Source organism: Paenibacillus sp. FSL W7-1332, assembly GCF_037969785.1.
Taxonomy (GTDB): domain Bacteria; phylum Bacillota; class Bacilli; order Paenibacillales; family Paenibacillaceae; genus Paenibacillus_AQ.
In genome coordinates this window covers 2185753-2205020 of sequence record NZ_CP150209.1, presented here as the reverse complement: position 1 = coordinate 2205020, position 19268 = coordinate 2185753, and the positions used below count along the sequence as shown (strand labels likewise).

19 protein-coding genes are annotated in these 19268 nt (G+C 49.7%); all 19 read right to left on the bottom strand.

Features of this window, described 5'->3' with window-relative positions:
- Positions 1–17: 17 nt before the first annotated feature.
- Positions 18–1148 (bottom strand): RNA polymerase sigma factor RpoD, encoded by a 1131-nt coding sequence (gene rpoD, locus MKX98_RS09560; protein ID WP_071223068.1) that lies wholly within the window; start codon positions 1146–1148, stop codon positions 18–20.
- Between the two features lie 42 nt (positions 1149–1190).
- Entirely contained in the window at positions 1191–3008 is a 1818-nt protein-coding gene (dnaG, locus tag MKX98_RS09555) for a DNA primase (RefSeq protein WP_194541643.1), read from the bottom strand.
- A gap of 41 nt (positions 3009–3049) precedes the next feature.
- Positions 3050–3529 (bottom strand): YaiI/YqxD family protein, encoded by a 480-nt coding sequence (locus MKX98_RS09550; protein ID WP_339224382.1) that lies wholly within the window; start codon positions 3527–3529, stop codon positions 3050–3052.
- 326 nt (positions 3530–3855) lie between these two features.
- Positions 3856–5931, bottom strand: coding sequence for a glycine--tRNA ligase subunit beta (glyS, locus tag MKX98_RS09545; protein ID WP_220686052.1), 2076 nt, complete (start codon positions 5929–5931; stop codon positions 3856–3858).
- The gene (glyQ, locus tag MKX98_RS09540; RefSeq protein ID WP_071223067.1) at positions 5924–6811 is read right to left on the bottom strand and encodes a glycine--tRNA ligase subunit alpha; all 888 of its coding nucleotides are present in this window, start codon (positions 6809–6811) and stop codon (positions 5924–5926) included. Before glyQ ends, glyS begins: the two co-directional genes overlap by 8 nt.
- Positions 6812–7180: 369 nt before the next feature.
- Entirely contained in the window at positions 7181–7936 is a 756-nt protein-coding gene (gene recO / locus MKX98_RS09535) for a DNA repair protein RecO (protein WP_194541641.1), read from the bottom strand.
- 36 nt (positions 7937–7972) lie between these two features.
- Entirely contained in the window at positions 7973–8113 is a 141-nt protein-coding gene (locus tag MKX98_RS09530) for a YqzL family protein (RefSeq protein ID WP_074961956.1), read from the bottom strand.
- Between the two features lie 138 nt (positions 8114–8251).
- On the bottom strand, positions 8252–9154 hold the full coding sequence (gene era / locus MKX98_RS09525; RefSeq protein ID WP_071222943.1) for a GTPase Era: 903 nt from the start codon (positions 9152–9154) through the stop codon (positions 8252–8254).
- Positions 9155–9228: 74 nt separating this feature from the next.
- On the bottom strand, positions 9229–9636 hold the full coding sequence (cdd, locus tag MKX98_RS09520) for a cytidine deaminase (RefSeq protein ID WP_071222942.1): 408 nt from the start codon (positions 9634–9636) through the stop codon (positions 9229–9231).
- Positions 9637–9655: 19 nt separating this feature from the next.
- The gene (locus MKX98_RS09515) at positions 9656–10039 is read right to left on the bottom strand and encodes a diacylglycerol kinase family protein (RefSeq protein WP_339222765.1); all 384 of its coding nucleotides are present in this window, start codon (positions 10037–10039) and stop codon (positions 9656–9658) included.
- Positions 10039–10536, bottom strand: coding sequence for an rRNA maturation RNase YbeY (gene ybeY, locus MKX98_RS09510; RefSeq protein ID WP_194541640.1), 498 nt, complete (start codon positions 10534–10536; stop codon positions 10039–10041). Before ybeY ends, MKX98_RS09515 begins: the two co-directional genes overlap by 1 nt.
- A gap of 2 nt (positions 10537–10538) precedes the next feature.
- A complete protein-coding gene (locus MKX98_RS09505) occupies positions 10539–12839 on the bottom strand; it encodes an HDIG domain-containing metalloprotein (RefSeq protein ID WP_194541639.1) in 2301 nt (766 codons plus the stop codon).
- Between the two features lie 14 nt (positions 12840–12853).
- Entirely contained in the window at positions 12854–13825 is a 972-nt protein-coding gene (locus MKX98_RS09500) for a PhoH family protein (RefSeq protein ID WP_113060209.1), read from the bottom strand.
- A gap of 6 nt (positions 13826–13831) precedes the next feature.
- Entirely contained in the window at positions 13832–15025 is a 1194-nt protein-coding gene (yqfD, locus tag MKX98_RS09495) for a sporulation protein YqfD (RefSeq protein WP_339222761.1), read from the bottom strand.
- Positions 15022–15315 (bottom strand): sporulation protein YqfC, encoded by a 294-nt coding sequence (gene yqfC / locus MKX98_RS09490; RefSeq protein WP_071222936.1) that lies wholly within the window; start codon positions 15313–15315, stop codon positions 15022–15024. Before yqfC ends, yqfD begins: the two co-directional genes overlap by 4 nt.
- A gap of 194 nt (positions 15316–15509) precedes the next feature.
- Entirely contained in the window at positions 15510–16079 is a 570-nt protein-coding gene (locus MKX98_RS09485; RefSeq protein WP_194541637.1) for a hypothetical protein, read from the bottom strand.
- Positions 16080–16097: 18 nt separating this feature from the next.
- Positions 16098–17099 (bottom strand): flotillin-like protein FloA, encoded by a 1002-nt coding sequence (gene floA, locus MKX98_RS09480; RefSeq protein WP_071222934.1) that lies wholly within the window; start codon positions 17097–17099, stop codon positions 16098–16100.
- 94 nt (positions 17100–17193) lie between these two features.
- A complete protein-coding gene (locus MKX98_RS09475; RefSeq protein WP_339222757.1) occupies positions 17194–18555 on the bottom strand; it encodes a nodulation protein NfeD in 1362 nt (453 codons plus the stop codon).
- Positions 18556–18815: 260 nt separating this feature from the next.
- A complete protein-coding gene (locus MKX98_RS09470) occupies positions 18816–19256 on the bottom strand; it encodes a GatB/YqeY domain-containing protein (protein ID WP_006209020.1) in 441 nt (146 codons plus the stop codon).
- Positions 19257–19268 lie beyond the last annotated feature (12 nt).

Genomic DNA, 19268 nt, shown 5'->3' with positions numbered 1-19268 from the left:
AAGGTCCGTGGATTAAGCTATTCGAGGAAATCCTTTAACCGTTTGCTGCGGCTCGGGTGACGAAGCTTACGGAGCGCTTTCGCTTCAATCTGTCGAATCCGTTCGCGGGTAACACCGAACACTTTGCCGACCTCTTCCAGTGTTCTGGTGCGGCCATCATCGAGTCCGAAACGAAGACGAAGCACATTCTCCTCGCGCTCTGTCAGCGTATCCAGCACATCTTCGAGCTGTTCCTTCAGAAGCTCGTAAGCTGCTGCGTCAGCAGGAGCGAGTGCTTCCTGATCCTCGATGAAATCTCCGAGGTGGGAATCATCTTCTTCACCGATCGGCGTTTCCAGCGAAACCGGCTCCTGGGCGATTTTCATAATCTCCCGGACTTTCTCAACACTGAGTTCCATCTCGGCAGCAATTTCCTCCGGCGAAGGCTCACGTCCGAGCTCCTGCAGAAGCTGTCTGGATACACGAATCAGTTTGTTGATGGTCTCGACCATATGCACGGGAATTCGGATGGTACGGGCCTGGTCAGCAATAGCGCGCGTGATCGCTTGGCGAATCCACCAAGTCGCATACGTACTGAATTTGAAACCCTTTTTGTAATCGAACTTCTCCACGGCTTTGATCAAGCCCATGTTGCCCTCCTGAATCAAATCCAGGAACAGCATTCCTCGTCCGACGTAACGCTTCGCGATACTTACAACGAGACGCAGGTTGGCTTCAGCCAGACGGCGCTTGGCTTCCTCATCTCCCTGTTCAATCCGGTTGGCAAGTTCAATCTCATCATCTGCTGACAACAGCGGAACCCGGCCAATTTCCTTCAAGTACATCCGTACCGGGTCGTTAATCTTGATCCCAGGAGGCAGCGAAAGATCGTCGTCAAACCCAAAATCCTCATTATCATGGGATTCGGAATCTCCCGCTTGCCGGTGAGTACCCTCTTCATCATTCTCATTAACTACATCGATACCCAGGTCGGCCAGCTGCTCATAGAACTCTTCCATCTGCTCCGTATCCTGATCAAATGGCGATAATTTCTCCATAATATCTTTATAGCTCAATACGGATCTCTTTTTACCCTGTTCAATCAACTGATCCTTGACTTGATCCAGCGTAAATTCCGTTTCTAGTTCAGTATGCTGATCATTCGCCATCATTCGACTCCCTCCTCCCTAGAAACAGCAATGCGCGGGGCCTCATTGTCTTTCTAGGGCGATAATCTCACTTGCAATTTGTGCGGCTCGCAAAAAATCTCCTGAGCGCTCCGCTTTAATCATCTCTTCTTTTTTCTGGTCGATCTCTCTCTGCTGCGGAAATTTCAGCACCTCACGTATGCAATCATCGAGCACTTGAACATTCCACTCGGCTGGTGCTTCCATCATCATGATCGAGCTGACCGTCATTTCCAAACGATCGTCGTGGAGCGATGACATGAAACGGCTGATATCCGGAGATTTACCCTGTGCGTAAAAAGCATATAGATAAGCAGCAATTGCCGCATGATCCTCAATATTAAACGCTTCTCCCAGGCGATCGCCAACGTATCGCGCGGCCTCCGCATCCTGCAGCATCAGCGACAGCAGCCGCCGCTCTGCAGCATGGTAAGCAGGCAGAAGTACCGGGGCGGGCTGGCGCCCTTTTTTATGCCTACCATTATTCCACCTTTTTTCCTTATTATCCCCATCGCCCATCTTTTTTTGCATCGATTGCCGAAGCAGATTGCAATCCTGCTTAAGACTCTCGTAGGAAAGATGAAGCTCGGAGGACAACTCCCTCAAGTAAACTTCTCGTTCAGTCGAGGAATTCAGTACGGCGATAATGGGCAATGCCTCTTTGGCGTACGCAATCTTACCATCTTCTTCTAGCAGTATATGGTTTTTCTTCAGATATATAAGTTTAAATTTTGTTGTTGAAACAGCTGTTTCTACTACATGCCTGAAACGCTCGGCACCGAATTTGCGGATATAATCATCCGGGTCCATTCCTTCGTTCACCAAAGCGATTCGTACTCTGAGACCAACGCCTTCCAGCATTGGAATGACTTTTAACGCAGCAGCCATGCCGGCTTTATCACCGTCATAGACAACAACAACTTCTTCAGCCACCGATTTCATGATTGCCACTTGGTTTTCCGTTAGAGAGGTTCCCATGGTTGCCACACCATTCTGTAGTCCTGCTTCCCATGACGAAATCACATCGCCGTAACCTTCGAATAACAGAACTTGACGCAATTTGCGTATGGATGTTTTGGCCTGGTGCAGGTTGTACAGTGTGCGGCTCTTATTAAATAGAAGTGTCTCCGGGGAATTTAGGTACTTCGGTTGACCGTCCCCCAGTATTCTGCCAGCAAACGCGATGACCTTGCCGCTGCGGTCATGTATCGGAAACATGATGCGTCCGCGAAAACGGTCGAGATAGCCTTCCTGTTCATTTCTTGCGGATAATAAACCGCCCTTTTCCATCTCTTTCAAGTCAAAGGATCGCTTCGTCAGGAATTGTACAAGCGTGTCCCAACGATCAGGAGCATAACCGATTTGGAACTGGTCAATCATTTTGTCGCTCATTCCGCGGGATCGTAAATACTTCATGGCTTCCGTACCATGCTCCGTGTTCTTAAGCAGGAAATGGTACAGCTTGGCGCTAAGCTCATAGGCTTCAAGCAAACGTTCTTTTTCCGGATTACGAGGAATTACGGGAACTCCTTGACCTTCCGGCAACGAGATATCATTCTCTTCTGCCATTGTCTTTACGGCTTCGGGAAAAGAAAATCCTTCGATTTCCATTCTAAATTTAATGGCGTTTCCGCCCTTACCGCAACCATAGCAGTAAAAGATTTGGCGTTCCGGTGTAACCGTAAAGGAAGGAGTCTTCTCTGAGTGAAACGGGCACAAGCCCTTCAGGTATTTCCCCTGTTTGGTAAGATGCACGTATTTGCTGACCGTGTCCACAATATCGCTCTTGGCCAGTACTTCCTCAATGACATCATCCGGAATATTACCTTGTCCGGTACTCATCCAAACCACCTTCATCTCTTTTGGCACGTAAATAGTATTCGCTACGGGTGGACATTCTCCTGCAATTCATGCAAAAGTTTTGTCAGTTTATGTTGAAAAAAAATCCGGTCTTCGTCAAGCAGCTTTTTGGGCCCTTTGCCATACTTTCCTTGCTTCCTCGCCTTAGCCAGATGGTGACGGGAATCCAGCATGAAATCGATATCCGCATTATGGAAAATACGACCACGAAAGGATATCACATGGCATGATTTGGCAAGCGCAAGTGCAGCCAGTCCATAATCCTGCGTTACCACGATATCCCCCCTGGATATGTGGTTAGCGATGTATAGGTCCGCACTTTGATCACTCCGATCCACCTGGACCGTCGTAACCCCTTCTTCTGCCTGCTGCAGATGATCATAGGAAGAAACAAGCAGTACCGGCACACGAAATGTACGAGCTGTCTCTGCGATTTCCTTCTTGACTGGACATGCATCACCGTCAACCGCAATCGAAATGGAGTTGCTTTCGTTCATTCGCATCACCGGCTCTTATCGTTAATCTTGGATTCATCTTTACGCTGTATATTATTATATACGTCTTTGGCAGATTAAAATCCTTCTTCTAAGAAAAACGTCTATCGTCGTACTTTCACAGGAGACAGACCGCGTATAGCGGAAGTTTTTCTTGCGAGATAAGGATGGTAAGCCTCTGAAGCTTATACCTTCTTATCTCTTCAAATAAACAATGACCCAGCACTTGCTTGATTCAGGCCGTTCATAGCGAAAGCGCCATCCCGTGCATAACCGCGGGCTGTCGCTTTCACTGAACAATGCATTATACCATTAGTAAAATCATGCTGTCACTACTACCACACCAATTTCGTGAAATCGGCGTATCGCTTCAAATCTCCATCGATACCGGAGAGCAGTGCAAGACGATTGGCCCGAACCGCTTCATCCTCTGCCATGACCATTACGGAGTCGAAGAATCCGGTAATCGGTTCTTTGAGTCCACCCAGCAAGGACAATGAACGTTCGCCGTCAGCAGCTTGCAGCGCAGCATGATAATCGTCGCGAATCGCGTTCCAAGCTTCGTACAGCTTGCCTTCTTCCGTTTCCGTAAACAATTCAGGATTGACAGCAGCCTTGCCGGCCTTGGCAGCCAAATTGCTAACCCGGTTGAAGGATTCTACCGTCGTTTTGAAGTCTTGGACATGATCGACAGCATCCATCAGCGCATGACCGCGGGATACAACCGACACCACATGATCAAATCCTGCGGTAATTACGGCATCCACCACATCATAACGCTGATCTTCGGACAGAAGCTTCTTCACGCGAAGTCCGAAGAATTCTTTAAGGTCCTTACGGATTTCGTCCGTCGAGCGTTTCAATACGCGAATGTTCTCGTGAACCTCCAGGGCCACACCGAAGACATCCGATAACGTTACCGGGAGTTTGTGCTCCAGGATAATCTGAACGATGCCCGCCGCCTGACGGCGCAGCGCGTAAGGGTCCTGGGAGCCTGTCGGAATGATGCCGATGGAGAAGCAGCCCACGATCGTGTCGATTTTATCCGCAATGCTCACGATGGATCCGACCGAGGTGGAAGGCACCGCGTCACCGGCGAAGCGAGGCTGGTAATGCTCAAACACCGCTTTGGCCACCTGCTCCTTCTCACCGGCTTTTCTTGCGTAATCCTCACCCATTACACCCTGCAGTTCAGGGAATTCGTAAACCATCTGGGTCACCAGATCGAATTTGCAAATATCGGCCGCACGACTCACGGAATCTGCTTCGTCAGCCGAAATGCTAAGCTTCGCGGACAACTGATCGGAAATCCGGCGGATTCTGCGGACTTTATCGCCGATGGTCCCCAGTTCCTCATGGAACACGATGCTCTCCAGCTTCGATAGGGCGTCTTTGATCTGAAGCTTCTGATCTTCCTCATAGAAGAATTTCGCGTCCGACAAACGGGCTCGCAGCACCTTCTCATTCCCTCTAGCGATAACGTCCAGGGAACGGCTGTCCCCGCTGCGCACCGTGACAAAGAACGGAAGCAATTGTCCTTGCTTATCCAGCACAGGGAAGTACCGTTGATGCTCACGCATGGAAGTAATCAATACTTCCTGCGGAATATGGAGGAATGAGGAGTCGAATGATCCGTACAGCACGGTTGGCGTCTCTACAAGGAATAATACCTCTTCAAGCAAATCGTCCTTGATGGCGATATTCCAATCTTTCTCTTGGGCCAATGCCTGGATCTGCGACACAATCATCTCTTGGCGTTCATTCACGTCCACGATGACATGCTGTTCGCGCAATACGTCGCGATAAGCCGATGCCTCAGGAATAACGGCCTCTCCGCCAAGGAAACGATGTCCACGGGTCACGTTCCCAGCTTTCACGCCCGTAATTTCCAGATCTATGGTCTCACTGCCGAGCAGAGCGACCATCCACTTAATCGGACGAACGAATTTAAATTCGTGCGCGCCCCAGCGCATATTTTTCGGGAAGGTCATCGAAGTCAAAATGCCAAGTAGTCCTTCAGGCAGGATCGACTTCGTATCCACGCCAACGCTGTTTTTCGTCACATAGATATACTCTACCCCGCCGAGCTCCTTAAAGGTAAAACTCTCAGGATCAACGCCCTGGCTTTTTGCAAAACCAAGCGCTGCCTTGCTCCACTGTCCGCTATCATCCAACGCGATCTTGCGGGAAGGCCCCTTCACTTCCTCGCTGACGTCTTCTTGTTTATCCGCAACGTTCTGTACCCATACCGCCAAGCGGCGCGGCGTAGCATATGCCGTTACTTCTCCATGCCCGATTCTGGAAGCATCCAGCCATTTGACCAATTTGTCCTGAAGCTGTTCCATCGCGGCGCGCAGAAATCTCGCCGGGACTTCTTCCAGACCGATTTCAAACAATAAATCCTTAGACATGGTCTGCGCCCCCTTTCTTAATCAGCGGGAAGCCCAGCTTCTCGCGCTCTTCCAAATACGTGGCTGCAACCTGACGAGCCAGGTTTCGCACGCGCATAATGTATCCCGTTCTCTCCGTTACGCTGATCGCGCCTCTGGCATCCAGCAGGTTAAACGTGTGCGAGCATTTTAGTACGTAGTCGTACGCCGGGAATACTAAATTTTGGTTCATCGCTTTATTCGCTTCTTCTTCATACATGTTAAACAGCGTAAACAGCATTTTAACGTCGGACACTTCAAAAGTGTATTTTGAATGCTCGAATTCCGGCTGATGGAATACATCTCCATAGGTGATGCCGTCTACCCATTCCAGATCAAACACATTCTCTTTATCCTGGATATAGGATGCAAGCCGCTCCATACCATAGGTAATCTCTACAGCGACTGGACTTGCGTCGATGCCGCCAACCTGCTGGAAGTACGTAAACTGCGTAATTTCCATACCATCCAGCCAAACTTCCCAGCCAAGGCCCCATGCACCAAGTGTCGGCGCTTCCCAATTGTCCTCAACAAAACGGATGTCATGATCGAGCGGATTGATGCCAAGACGCTTCAAGCTCTCCAAATACAGCTCTTGAATATTGTCCGGTGAAGGTTTCAAAATGACCTGAAATTGGTGATGCTGATACAGACGGTTCGGATTCTCTCCATAACGGCCGTCAGCCGGGCGACGGGAAGGCTCCACATAAGCCACATTCCAGGGCTCGGGTCCGATCGAACGCAAATACGTCATCGGATTCATTGTACCTGCACCCTTTTCCGTGTCGTACGGCTGCACGATGATACAATTCTGTTCCGCCCAAAATTGCTGCAGCGTCAAAATCATCTGCTGGAAATTCATGATTTTTAGCTCCTTTACATTCTTTTTCAAATTCATTCCACCATGCCTATCGATTCTCTGTACAACAAAAAGCTCTCGCCCTACGCCTGTTGTACAGACATAGGGACGAGAGCTGTAGCTTCCCGCGGTTCCACCCTACTTGGCCCTGCTGCGTCGCAGACATAATCTTAGTCTTCAGCGATCAGTAAAGCCCACTTTATCGTTTCATCATGCTCCCGGGTGCCCTGTTCATGAATATCTCCTACCAGGCTTCCACCACCCCCGGCTCGCTTTCACGGATCGACTATTCACTACTTTCCCGTTCAATGCATGTCAGTATTCAAAAAACTAATAAACTGATAAATATAATACCTCATTCTATATCTTACGTCAAATATCATACTTGTCCATTTGATCCAAAAAATTTTGCGATTTCAAACGCAGCCCAAGCTGCATATCCATCAAAGCTCGCATAACCTTTTTGAGCTCGGCCTTCGTTTCGTCCTTCACATCCACATTGCCCAACCGTCTTAAATCCAGCCGTCCAAACAGGCGCAGCAGCTTCAGCGTTCTGGGCGAGATCGCCATTGCCGGCGGATCCAGATGTTTGCAGTAACGGCACAGGACGCCGCCAAGGCGGGGACTCACCAGCATATCCTCGTCTTTTCTGGATTGATTGCATGAAATGCAAACATCCAGCTCCGGCCCGTACCCTGCCGCTTGCAAAATTTTCATCTCATACAGATTGATGATAATTTGGGGATCCTTATCCTCCTGAAGGGCTTCCAGGCAGGCTTTGAGCTGATGAAACCAAAAAGCGCCCGTCTCCTCATCCTGCAGCACCCGATCCAAGAGCTCGCAGGCATAAGAAGCATAGGCGGCTTTGATAAGATCCTCCCTGAGCCCGTGGTGAGATTCCATAATCTCACCGGCGTTCAAATTGCCGAGCCCGGTACCATTCCGGAAGAACACATATTCTCCATAAGTAAACAGCTGCGTCAGAGCAGCATGACGGCTTTTCACCTTCTTGGCTCCTCTGACCAGCACGCCTACCTTGCCCGATTCTTTGGTGCAAAGTGTAATGATTTTGTTCCCTTCGCCGTAGTCCATGCTGCGGATGACGATCCCTTCCGCCCGATATAGCATGCGCTTTCCCCCAACCATTCCTGGAACAACCAATGATTACTCGTCTTCTTCATGCGGGGCCGCCTCATCTTCAACGGATGCAGCTGTAAGAACCGACTCACCCTCGGTTTCCTTATACAGCAAATACGCATCGACATCTCCAGTCATCGCAAAATACTTCCACGAAAAATCTCGCATTCGTATTCATCCTCTCTTCGGAAATGGCGTTTCGCATCTACGAAAATTAGGATGTGCGCCTAGAGCAGATTTATGAAATGCAATTGTTGGCAGGCGACTGCCGTGTATGATTTACCTCGAATTTGCACAGCGGCTCTATTATTCCCCGCGGTGAAATCCGAGATCGCGAAGAACGCGTTCTTGGTTACGCCAATCTTTTTTAACTTTAACCCAGAGCTCCAAGAAAATCTTGGACCCGAGCAGTCTTTGAATGTCCTGACGGGCTTGTCTGCCAACCTCTTTTAACAGAGCACCCTGCTTGCCGATAATGATACCCTTTTGGGAGTCGCGTTCCACAAAAATCACGGCTGAAATATATACGGTTCCGTTCTCCTCCACCCGCATATCCTCAATCGTAACCGCAATGGAGTGAGGAACTTCCTCTCTTGTCATGTGCAAAATTTTCTCGCGAATCAGCTCTGCGCACACGAACTGCTCCGGATGATCCGTCACTTGGTCTTCAGGATAATACTGCGGGCCTGGAGGCAAGTACTTCTGAATTTGTTCAAGAAGCGTGTCGACATTGTTGCCGAGCTTGGCGGAAATCGGGACGATCTCTGCAAAATCATGCAGCTTCCGATACTGCTCAATCAGTGGGAGCAGAGCGGGCGGCTCAATCTTATCGATTTTGTTCATGACCAGGATGATCGGAGTCTTGATCTTCTGCAGCTGCTCGGCGATGTAACGGTCTCCCCCGCCGATGCCCTCGGAAGCGTCTACCAGAAACAACGCGGCTTCAACCTCACCCAGCGTGCTTAAAGCGGTCTGGTTCATGTAATCCCCAAGCTTGGATTGACGTTTATGAATGCCCGGTGTATCCAGAAAAACCACTTGGGATTCGTTCGTCGTATAAACGCCATGAATTTTATTTCTTGTTGTTTGCGGTTTGTCCGACATGATGGCAATCTTTTGACCGATCACCTGGTTCATCAGCGTTGATTTCCCTACATTCGGTCTTCCGATAATAGCCACAAACCCGGACTTAAATTGTTTTTTTTGCATACGATTCCTCCGCTACTGTCCTGTATATACATGTTGTTTCTGAAACCTTGGTTCGATCCTGTTCAATTGCAAACTTACTGTTTGTTTAAATCCCAAGGACCAAACGCGCCCGGCAGCAGTTCACTGACGGTCGTTTCCTTGATGTCACCCTTCATATTCCCCATGATCACCTTCATATCGGGTTTACACAGCTCCACCAGCACTTGCCGGCATACCCCACACGGCGTGCACGGGCCATCTGTATCAGCAACGATGGCAATCGCCTGGAAGCTCCCTGCTTCATGACCATCGGCAATCGCACGGAACAATGCCGTGCGTTCAGCGCAATTGGTAGGACCGTATGCGGCATTCTCAACATTACACCCAAGATGTACCTCTCCGCGCGAATCGAGCAGAGCCGCCCCTACACCAAATGTTGAATAGGGTATGTAAGCGCGCGTACGTGCTTTAATCGCTTCCTGCATTAACAATCCTGCATCCATATCCAGTTCCTCCTAATGTTCAACTTGTCATTGATTGTATCCATTCCCATACCGGTTCATAGAAGACCAGAATGCCAGTTACGACGGCAAACACCGCTGCAACTAACGCTGCACCGGCTGCTGTGTCCTTAGCCACCCGAGCTAAAACATGTTCTTCTGGCGAGATCAGATCGATAATGGCCTCTACCGCAGTATTCACCAGCTCCGCGATAAATACGAGGGCAATCGCCAATACCAAAAACAACCAGCTCATTCGGTCCAATTGCAGCAAAGCTGCTGCGATGAATACAATCAAGGCAGCAGCAATGTGGATTTTCATATTGCGTTCCGTTTGTACAGCCGTCAAGATGCCGCGGATCGCGCACCCAAATGCCCTGTATAACGATTGTCTGTGCGGCTTCACTATCTTGTCAATCCTACTTCTGCAAGTACAGCCTCCTGCTTGCCCATCATTTCCGCTTCGCTCGCCTCATCCTGATGATCATATCCGAGCAAATGCAGAAATCCGTGAACAAACAGAAAACCGAGTTCCCGTTCCAAGGAATGACCGTATTCTTCGCTTTGCAGCTTCGCCCGAGGGACCGAGATAATGATATCACCCAGAACATCCGGCACGCTCTCCAGTTCTTCTCCTTCTTCAAGCTCATAAATGATCTCGAGCTCATCGTTCGTAATCTCATTCATCGCAAAGGAGAGGACGTCGGTCGGACGATCGATTCCCCGGTACTCCCGGTTCAATTCATGGATCTGTTTATCATCGACGAAAGTCAGATCAACCTCGCCGTCGGTAACGCCTTCAGCCTCTCCGGCCTTCTGAAGAATCACTTCAAGCAAGGCGATCAAATCCTCGCTAATCTGAAAATCCTCTTGTTCATTATTCCATGCCAGCTGCAGGCTCATTCTTATACGCTCCTTCTCTGTTCCTCACTCGTTGCCGATGTCTCGGAAGCGGTCGGGTTATCACCATTTGGCGCTGTCGGCTTGGGACGCTTCACATCCTCAGGATACTCGATCCGGGAATGGAAAATCCCCATCACCGTCTCCTTTAACGTCTTGGCGATAATGTCCAGTTCCTTCATCGTTAAATCGCAATCATTAAACTGGTGGTCATCCAGGCGGCCTTTGATGATCTTCTCGATCATCGATTCAACCTGTTCCACCGTCGGTTTACGCAATGAACGAACAGCCGCTTCCACGCTGTCGGCTATGCCGACAATCGCGGATTCCTTGGATTGAGCCTTCGGCCCTGGATAACGGAAATCATCTTCGGTGAAATCCAGTTCTATGCTCTGCTCCTCCGCCTGGCGAACCGCTTTATGATAAAAATAGTGTAAAAACGTTGTGCCATGATGCTGCTCTGCGATATCTCGTATCGGTTTAGGCAGCTTGTACTCCTTGAGCATTTCCACGCCATCCCTTGCGTGTGCAACGATAATGGATTTGCTCAGCTTCGGTTCAATGGAGTCATGCGGGTTCTCCATATTGTTCTGATTCTCGATAAAATAGATCGGACGCTTGGTTTTTCCAATATCATGATAGTAGGATCCGACGCGGCACAGCAGTCCGTTGGCGCCAATCGCTTCCGCCGCCGCTTCGGACAAGTTTCCGACCATGACACTGTGATGATAAGTGCCCGGCGTCTCCGTCAACAGTTTGCGGAGCAGCGGATGGTTCGGGTTCGATAATTCCACCAGCTTCAGTGCCGACAAAATACCGAAGGTGACTTCGAAGAACGGCATTAATCCGATGACCAGGATGGCCGTTAGCAATCCGCCCGCAATCGCAAAACCGATCGAATACAGCGTTTCACTCGTGGTCCACGTATCGTTATTGAGCAGCAGCATGATAAACACGATCAATGCGCCAAAGAGAGAAGCCATAATGCCGCCCTTCAGCATCGTCGACCGCTGGCTCGCGCGGTGAATCGAGAAGATCGCCACGCAGGAAGTCACGGCTGCAAATAACCCGAATTTGAAGTCAAACAATTCGCCTTGGACATTCAATATGACGCTTGCCATGATGCTGAAAATGATGACGCTGAAATAGGCAAGCGAGGTTTCCAGCAGCAGGGTAACCAGAATCGCGCCAATCGCAACAGGCGCAAGATATCCAACGTACATCTGGGAATCGCTTTGCAAAAATGCTGTCAAATGCATCGGAATCAGCGTGATCACATACACCAGGACCAGCATTAACAGCTGCGAGTTGTTGTATTTAAATTTGCCTGGTTCCGACTGTCTTATGAAAGTCAGTATGCCCAGCGACAGCAGGACAGAGAGGAGAAGAACTCCCAGCTCCGGCCAGTAGTTAATGTCGTCCTTCAGCAGACCATTTTTGCCAAGCAGCTCGTACAGCTCCGGCGTGATAAGCTGACCCTTCGCCACGAGGATATCCCCTTGTTTGATAAATACGGGCGGAGTATTCTCCCGGGCCTCAACCTTTGCATTCTTGGTGGCAACCTCGTCATAGAATTTATTGGCCGTTATCGTTAAACTTGCCAATTCCTGAACGACTTCCCTGGCGGTCCGATCATTCAACGAGCTTGTGTTCACTCGTTCCGCCACGCGGGTACGGGCCGTATCGGCATCCACGATTTCGTTCAGCATCAGCCTGGATACAATCTCGCGAGCTACAGGCTTCATTTGAATAATATCTTCCGAATTCAGCCTCGGTATCTTAATGAACGTTTCCTCGGGGATCCGATAGGTTTGTTCTTCGATGACCCGCTGCATTTCCTGAAGCAGCTCTTTGGAATAAGCTTCATTCGTGCTGTTGGCCGACACGAAGTTTTGCACGAATTCTCGAGCCATCCTCGGAATTTCATTACGATAAATTTCGACCTTTTCGCCAGAGCTGATATCGACGTCCTGATTCAAACGTTCAATGCGGTCAAGGATTTGCGTGACCAAGACGTCATTCCGCAGAGGAACGAGAGGGTAAATCGGCTGGACGTTCTCCGCCGCCGCCTCCTGTGCCTTAAGCGTTGCTTTGCTATCCTCAATCTGCACGGGCGCTACGATGTTCTTTTCGCTTTTCGTATTGACCTGTATGTCATAGCGTTCCGGCAAAAGCTTGGATGCTAGACTGATATAAAAGAGTAAAGCAAGCAGCAAAAACAGAATATAGCGTGTTGCCACGCTATATTTCCATCCGCTGTTTTTACCCCATATGGACTTGTCCGTCGATGGTTCTTTGGAGGCCATTGCGACAATCCCCTTTAATCTTGGTTTTCTGCTGCTTTATCATAAGCGACGATGATTTTTTGTACTAAAGAGTGACGTACAACATCCTGTTCGGCAAAATAGACGAATCCGACTTCCTCAATTCCGCTTAATATCGTTTTAGCTTCGATAAGTCCTGATTTCTTGCCCCGCGGCAGGTCAATCTGGGTCACGTCCCCGGTGATGACCATCTTCGAGCCGAATCCAAGCCGTGTCAGAAACATCTTCATCTGTTCCGGCGTGGTGTTCTGTGCTTCGTCCAAAATAATAAATGAATCATCCAGCGTCCGCCCGCGCATGTAAGCAAGCGGCGCAATTTCAATCAATCCACGCTCCAGCGCCTTGGCCGTTTGATCCGGGCCCATAACATCGTATAAGGCATCGTACAATGGTCTGAGGTAAGGATCAACCTTCTCCTGCAGATCACCCGGCAGGAAGCCCAGGCTCTCTCCAGCCTCTACTGCCGGCCTTGTCAGAATGATCCTTTTGACGGATCCTTCCTTCAGCGCGGCAACAGCCAGAACGACAGCCAAGTAGGTTTTCCCTGTTCCGGCAGGACCGATACCGAATACAACATCCCGCTTTTTGATGGTGGTCACATAGTGCTTCTGACCGATGGTTTTTACACGAATAGGCTTGCCCTTGAAGGTTGTCGTAATTTCGCCCTTGTACAGATCCAGCAATTGATCAGCTCTCAGATCCTTGGCGAGTTCTACAGCATAAAGGATATCACGCTCGGTCAAAATGTAGCCGTTGCGCACAAGCTGGAGCAGCACTTCAAACAGCTGCTGAAGACTCTCCACATTCCGATGTTGCCCACGAATCGTGATGACCGCTTCCCGTGAATCTATCGTCGCAGGAATTTCTTTTTCGATTAATTTCAGAAATGTATCTTGTGGTCCGAATAATGACAGACCTTCTGACGCGCTTTGAAGTAAAATTTGAATGCTGGTCGTTTGCTGTGACAAATAGCCTCATTCTCCTTGATCGTATACTATGGGAAGTTCTTTCGCGATGGTCTCTTCCACCTCAAAAAGCACTTTCATATAAACTTTACCATTCTCTTTCTTATCATGCAAAATTTTTTGGCTTACAAATCTCGAATCGGTCCCATATTTCGCCAAAATATCCCGGCGTGCCCCCTCGATTCCCTCTTTTTTCGCTTCATCCTCGCTTATGGTCCGCTGCACCTCGGTAACCTCCATGATTTTTTCCGTCATCCAGCCCAGCGGAAGCACGCGCGTCCTCCACGTAAGCGGATCATAGAAGGTCAAGGTCTCCTGCTGCGAAAACGGAATATCCCCGTATCCCCACAGCTGGACGGCCCGATCGCCAAATACGATATACGAACGCTTCTTTCCTTCCCCCGTATACACCTTATGGGTCTTCACCAATGGGATTTCGATATCGTATTCATGCCATACAAGGCCTTTCACTTCCCCTTTGGCTACAATTCGTTCCGAATTTTCCTCGTCCCCAAGGACACCGGAAATCAGAATGTCGCCTTTCTTCACCCGGCTGTTAATCCCTACTTTAGGGACCCCCTTCTCGGCGTAAATATGGGTGATCACAGCGTCCTGCGTACTGATTAGATGCCTCGGACTCTGGAGCGGCGGTTTCTCCGGTACGGCCGCCTCTACAATCTGTATGCGAATGCGCGTCCCGTTTCGTTCCACCCCTACCCATGAAGTCCCCGGGAGGCGGGCGGTCATATTCCCGGACAGCTTGTCCATCGATTGCAGCTTGAATATCCATTGAAACGGATAAATGCCTTCCAACTTGGCCGCATCAAGCACATCCTCCGAAGCGATCGTTTCATTCCCCTCGACTTCCACGTTCCATACCATCGAGGAAAGCGTGAGCAGGATCATAAAAAACGCAACAACGCCGATAACAAACGCTTTGCGTTTCAACACGCGGCGGGCTTTGAAGGGGTATCCGTAACGCCCCTTGATCCGCGTACGGCAGCCTGTCCGTTTTAACAGTGGACGGAGCCCTTTGAAATCCTTCAGCAGCAGCTTAAGCTCTGCTGAGTGGGCCCCTGTCGGTGTTACATCCCAAACCGGAATCCCCGCCTCCGCCAATGAATTGATGAATGCTTCCACATGCTCACCGCGAACAGCGAGCTTCACATATCCTCGAAGATGGATCATCGTCGGAATCTTCACGGTTTCTCCCCCGTTCCTATGTATTGAATATGATGAATGGTGCCAATGATGGTCACTTCATGGCTTTGAATAGCCTGAATCGCAAGTCCGGTCCCCGAAATCTCCAAAGACCCCTGCGTTAAAGACAACACAAGTCGTTCCTCGGAAAAATGCCTGACTCCGCGATGATTTTCGATATGCAGCTCTTTATTGCCAATCAGGGTCAACCGCGGCAAATCAAATAACAGGTCCTGTGGCAAATCAAGCATTTCTTGGGTCCATTTCTGCAGCTTGCGGCTGATGCGGGACATATGGAGACTTTCCCCCTTCCTGTACTGTACACCTTATGCCCCAGAAAGCCGTTTTATGAGATCAAAAGTAAAAAGACCGCCCCGTCAAAAAAATCCGACAAGGCGGTCTCCCGCTTCTATGAATCTATGAATTGTATTTTTACGCATATCTTATTCAAGTAATCGGGTCGAATGTCCCTTAAGAAACCGCCAAATTAACGACGAGGATTCATGGGGCGCTTGGCACGCGGAGTTCCCAGAATTTCGGCCCAAACAATGCCGTTTCGAGCTTGCTCTGCAAGAAACGATCCACTGCCCCTGGACTGTTCATGATCTTCATCCCGGCTTTCGACAACCGTTTCAGGCAATGCGATGGTCATCCGGTTCAAATTCGAGTGAATTCGGTTCAAATCCTTCTCCATCATCTCGAGTCTATGATCTATGCTGTCAGGTCGAGACCTCATCTCTTCCTCACGTCTGGCTCGGTCAATCTCTTGATGTTCAAGAGAGTATCCGTTGCCGGTATCCATTTCTTCTTCATCCATCCGCTCGATCCGGGTGCTTTCCTGAACAGGTGCCGGACGGGAGACTTGCGGAGTCGTCTGTACCCGTCTTGCTTCAGGCCGCTGCTGCCCCGGTCTTGCAGGACGGTCCCCTTCGCCGCCGAAGGACGGCATACGGGGATTCTTCCCCTCCTCAGGGTTCTTCCCGCGTCTTCCGAGGGCGGAGATGATGAAGAAGCCTATAACAGCTACAATGTAAAAATTTTCGATTAACCAGCTCACTATAGGCTCACCTCATCGTTACTTGGTTTTGTTGTCTCCGGAATTGTCATTATTCTCACCCATCTTACCGAAGGAACCCCTCATCTGCGTGTCGGCTTCGATATTCTTCAGGTTCATATAATCCATCACGCCCAATTGGCCGCTGCGAAGCGCTTCAGCCATAGCCAGCGGAACTTGGGATTCCGATTCCACAACGCGTGCTCTCATCTCTACGACGCGAGCCTTCATCTCTTGCTCTTGGGCTACCGCCATCGCGCGGCGTTCTTCCGCCTTCGCCTGGGCAATACGCTTATCGGCTTCCGCCTGTTCGGTCTGCAAGTACGCACCGATGTTTTTGCCTACATCCACGTCCGCGATATCGATGGACAGAATTTCAAATGCTGTTCCCGCGTCGAGTCCCTTGGACAAAACCGTTCTCGAAATCAGATCCGGATTTTCAAGAACATCTTTATGCGAATTACTGGAACCTACCGTCGTTACGATCCCTTCGCCGACACGAGCAATAATCGTCTCTTCGCCAGCACCCCCGACCAAACGGTCAATGTTGGCACGAACGGTAACACGAGCCTTAACCTTCACTTCAATACCGTCTCTAGCAACAGCTGCTACAACCGGTGTCTCGATAACACGCGGGTTAACGCTCATCTGAACAGCCTGCAGAACATCGCGTCCTGCCAGGTCAATCGCAGCAGCTCTTTCGAATTCGAGCGGAATATTCGCACGCTGGGCTGCAATCAAGGCATTAACCACCCGGTCAACGTTACCGCCAGCGAGATAGTGACTCTCGAGTTGGTTAATATTCAGGCCTAGACCTGCTTTTGTCGCCTTGATGAGCGGATTCACGATCCGGCTCGGCGTTACGCGCCGCAGTCGCATGGCCACCAACGTAATAATCCCGATGCGAACGCCGGAAGCGATCGCCGAGATCCAGAGCATTAACGGAAAGAAACTGAAAAACACGCTTAGCACAATGATCGCGACAACCCCGATTAGTAGTACTGGTATCAAAGAACCATCCATATTTACTTCACCCTCCATTTTTAAAATATTTACGCTTCTCACTTGAACGCTTAAACATTAGCCCTTTTAATACTACACAATTCTGTGACGAGGTTCACCCTTTTTCTTCCTCTACGACAATTCTGGTGCCGTCCGTCTTGATGACACGGACCGGACGACCGGAATCGATAAAACCTCCAAGGGTAACTACATCAAGGCGTCGTCCCTCAAGCTCCATCGTTCCAGCCGGTCGCAGCGGCGTGATCGATGTGCCGACCAGACCGATAAGTACATCCCGGTCTTCATTCGGAACATACCCCTGCTCCTTCGATAAGCTGTCACTGAGTATGAACTTCCGCCATATTCCCCGTTCCTTAAATACGAGAGCGACCACGATGATAGCCACCAGAGCACAAGCCGCCCCAATACCTAGGGATAGAGCCACATGAGACGTGCTGTAGGCCGCCATAACAACGCCGGCAATCAAGCTGGCTGATCCTATGATGCCCAGTATCCCGAAGCTTGGCACAAACAGCTCCATCGCCAGCATCACGATACCGATCACAAACAGCAGCCAGTTCTCCCAACCGGCAAATCCTGCGACCTGGTTACCGAAGAAATACAGCACAAATGCGGTCACCCCTAGAATTCCCGGCACACCAAAACCCGGAACTATCACTTCGATAATGACACCTGCAATACCGATGAAGAGCAGGAGCGCCATGACACCGGGATGCGTGAGGAAGGTAGCCAGCTTCTCTGAGAAGGTCTGCTCCATCCGAAATATGTCCTGCGTGGAGTAGTCCATCCACGTGATGACTTCTTCTGTGCTGTTCGCAATCGTATCCGCATAACCCGTCTTCAGCGCTTCATCATGCGTCAACGATATGATCTCCCCGGGTTGCTTTGTCAATCCGATGTCAGGTAGATCAATCTTCATCTTGAGATCAGCCATCCCCTTGGCAATCTCCGGATTTCGACCTGAAGCTTCAGCGGCACTCGCCATGCTTGTTTTCCACCAGGAAACCATCTTGGCATCCTCGATCGGATTCCCCCTGGCATCCACCATATAAGCCGCGCCAATCATGGTGCCTTCCGCCATGGCAATCTTGTCTGCGTTCAGCGCAATGTAACTCCCAGCAGATGCGGCATCACCCGTGATGTAAGCCACAATCGGAATATCGCTGGCCTTCATCAAGGATGCAATTTTACCCGCTTGGTCGACCAGGCCTCCCGGCGTATCAATTTCCACGATGATCAGTCCGGCCCCCATCTTCTCGGCTTCCTTAAATCCGCGCTCCATGAAGCTGGTTAAGCCGCGCTCGATCTGCTGCTTGACCGGAATGACATACACCGATCCGATGTTAGCAGCCACCGCGGATTTCATCGGACCTACATACATACCGATCGATATCAGCATCATAACGACGGCTGCCGTGAATGTCAGGAATTTGCGGATCCATAACGGTCTGCTCATCTGTTCCCCTCCTTTTCGACGTATTAAGCCATCTGTACCCCTATACTTCGACAAAACGGGTTCAGCGACCTGCCTTTTGCATAAGCATATGTATCTATCTGCCCTCATATGGTAGTTACTACGAATCAGAAAAGATTTCGTTTCAAAAAGTATGCCCATCCTTAGAAAAAACCATCGCAAAGAGGCGGTTCATGAATACATCCCCCGGATAAAAAGAAAAAACACCCCTTGAGAAAACAAGGGGTGTTTCACTTATGTTGTTACAGAAATTGTTGAACAACTTGATTGACAAGCTTTCCATCTGCACGCCCTTTAACTTTCGGCATGAGAGCGCTCATTACTTTACCCATCTCGGCTTTTGAAGAAGCACCGGTTTCCTGGATGGTCTGCTGTACAATGACTTTAATTTCTTCTTCAGTAAGCTGTTCCGGGAGGTAGGCGCTTAGGAGCTCAATTTCTGCTTTTGCATCGGCGGCAAGATCGTCGCGTCCCGCTTTTTCAAATTCTTGGAGGGCATCTTTGCGCTGTTTGATTTCACGACTAAAAATATCAAGCACTTCGTTGTCATCCAAACTTCGTTTCAAATCTATTTCAAGATTTTTTATCGTCGAACGAACCATTCGAATCGTTGAGAGTTTGAACTTGTCCTTACTCTTCATCGCTTGCTTCATATCTTCGTTCAATCGTTCGCTAAGATTCATGCTAGTTCAGAT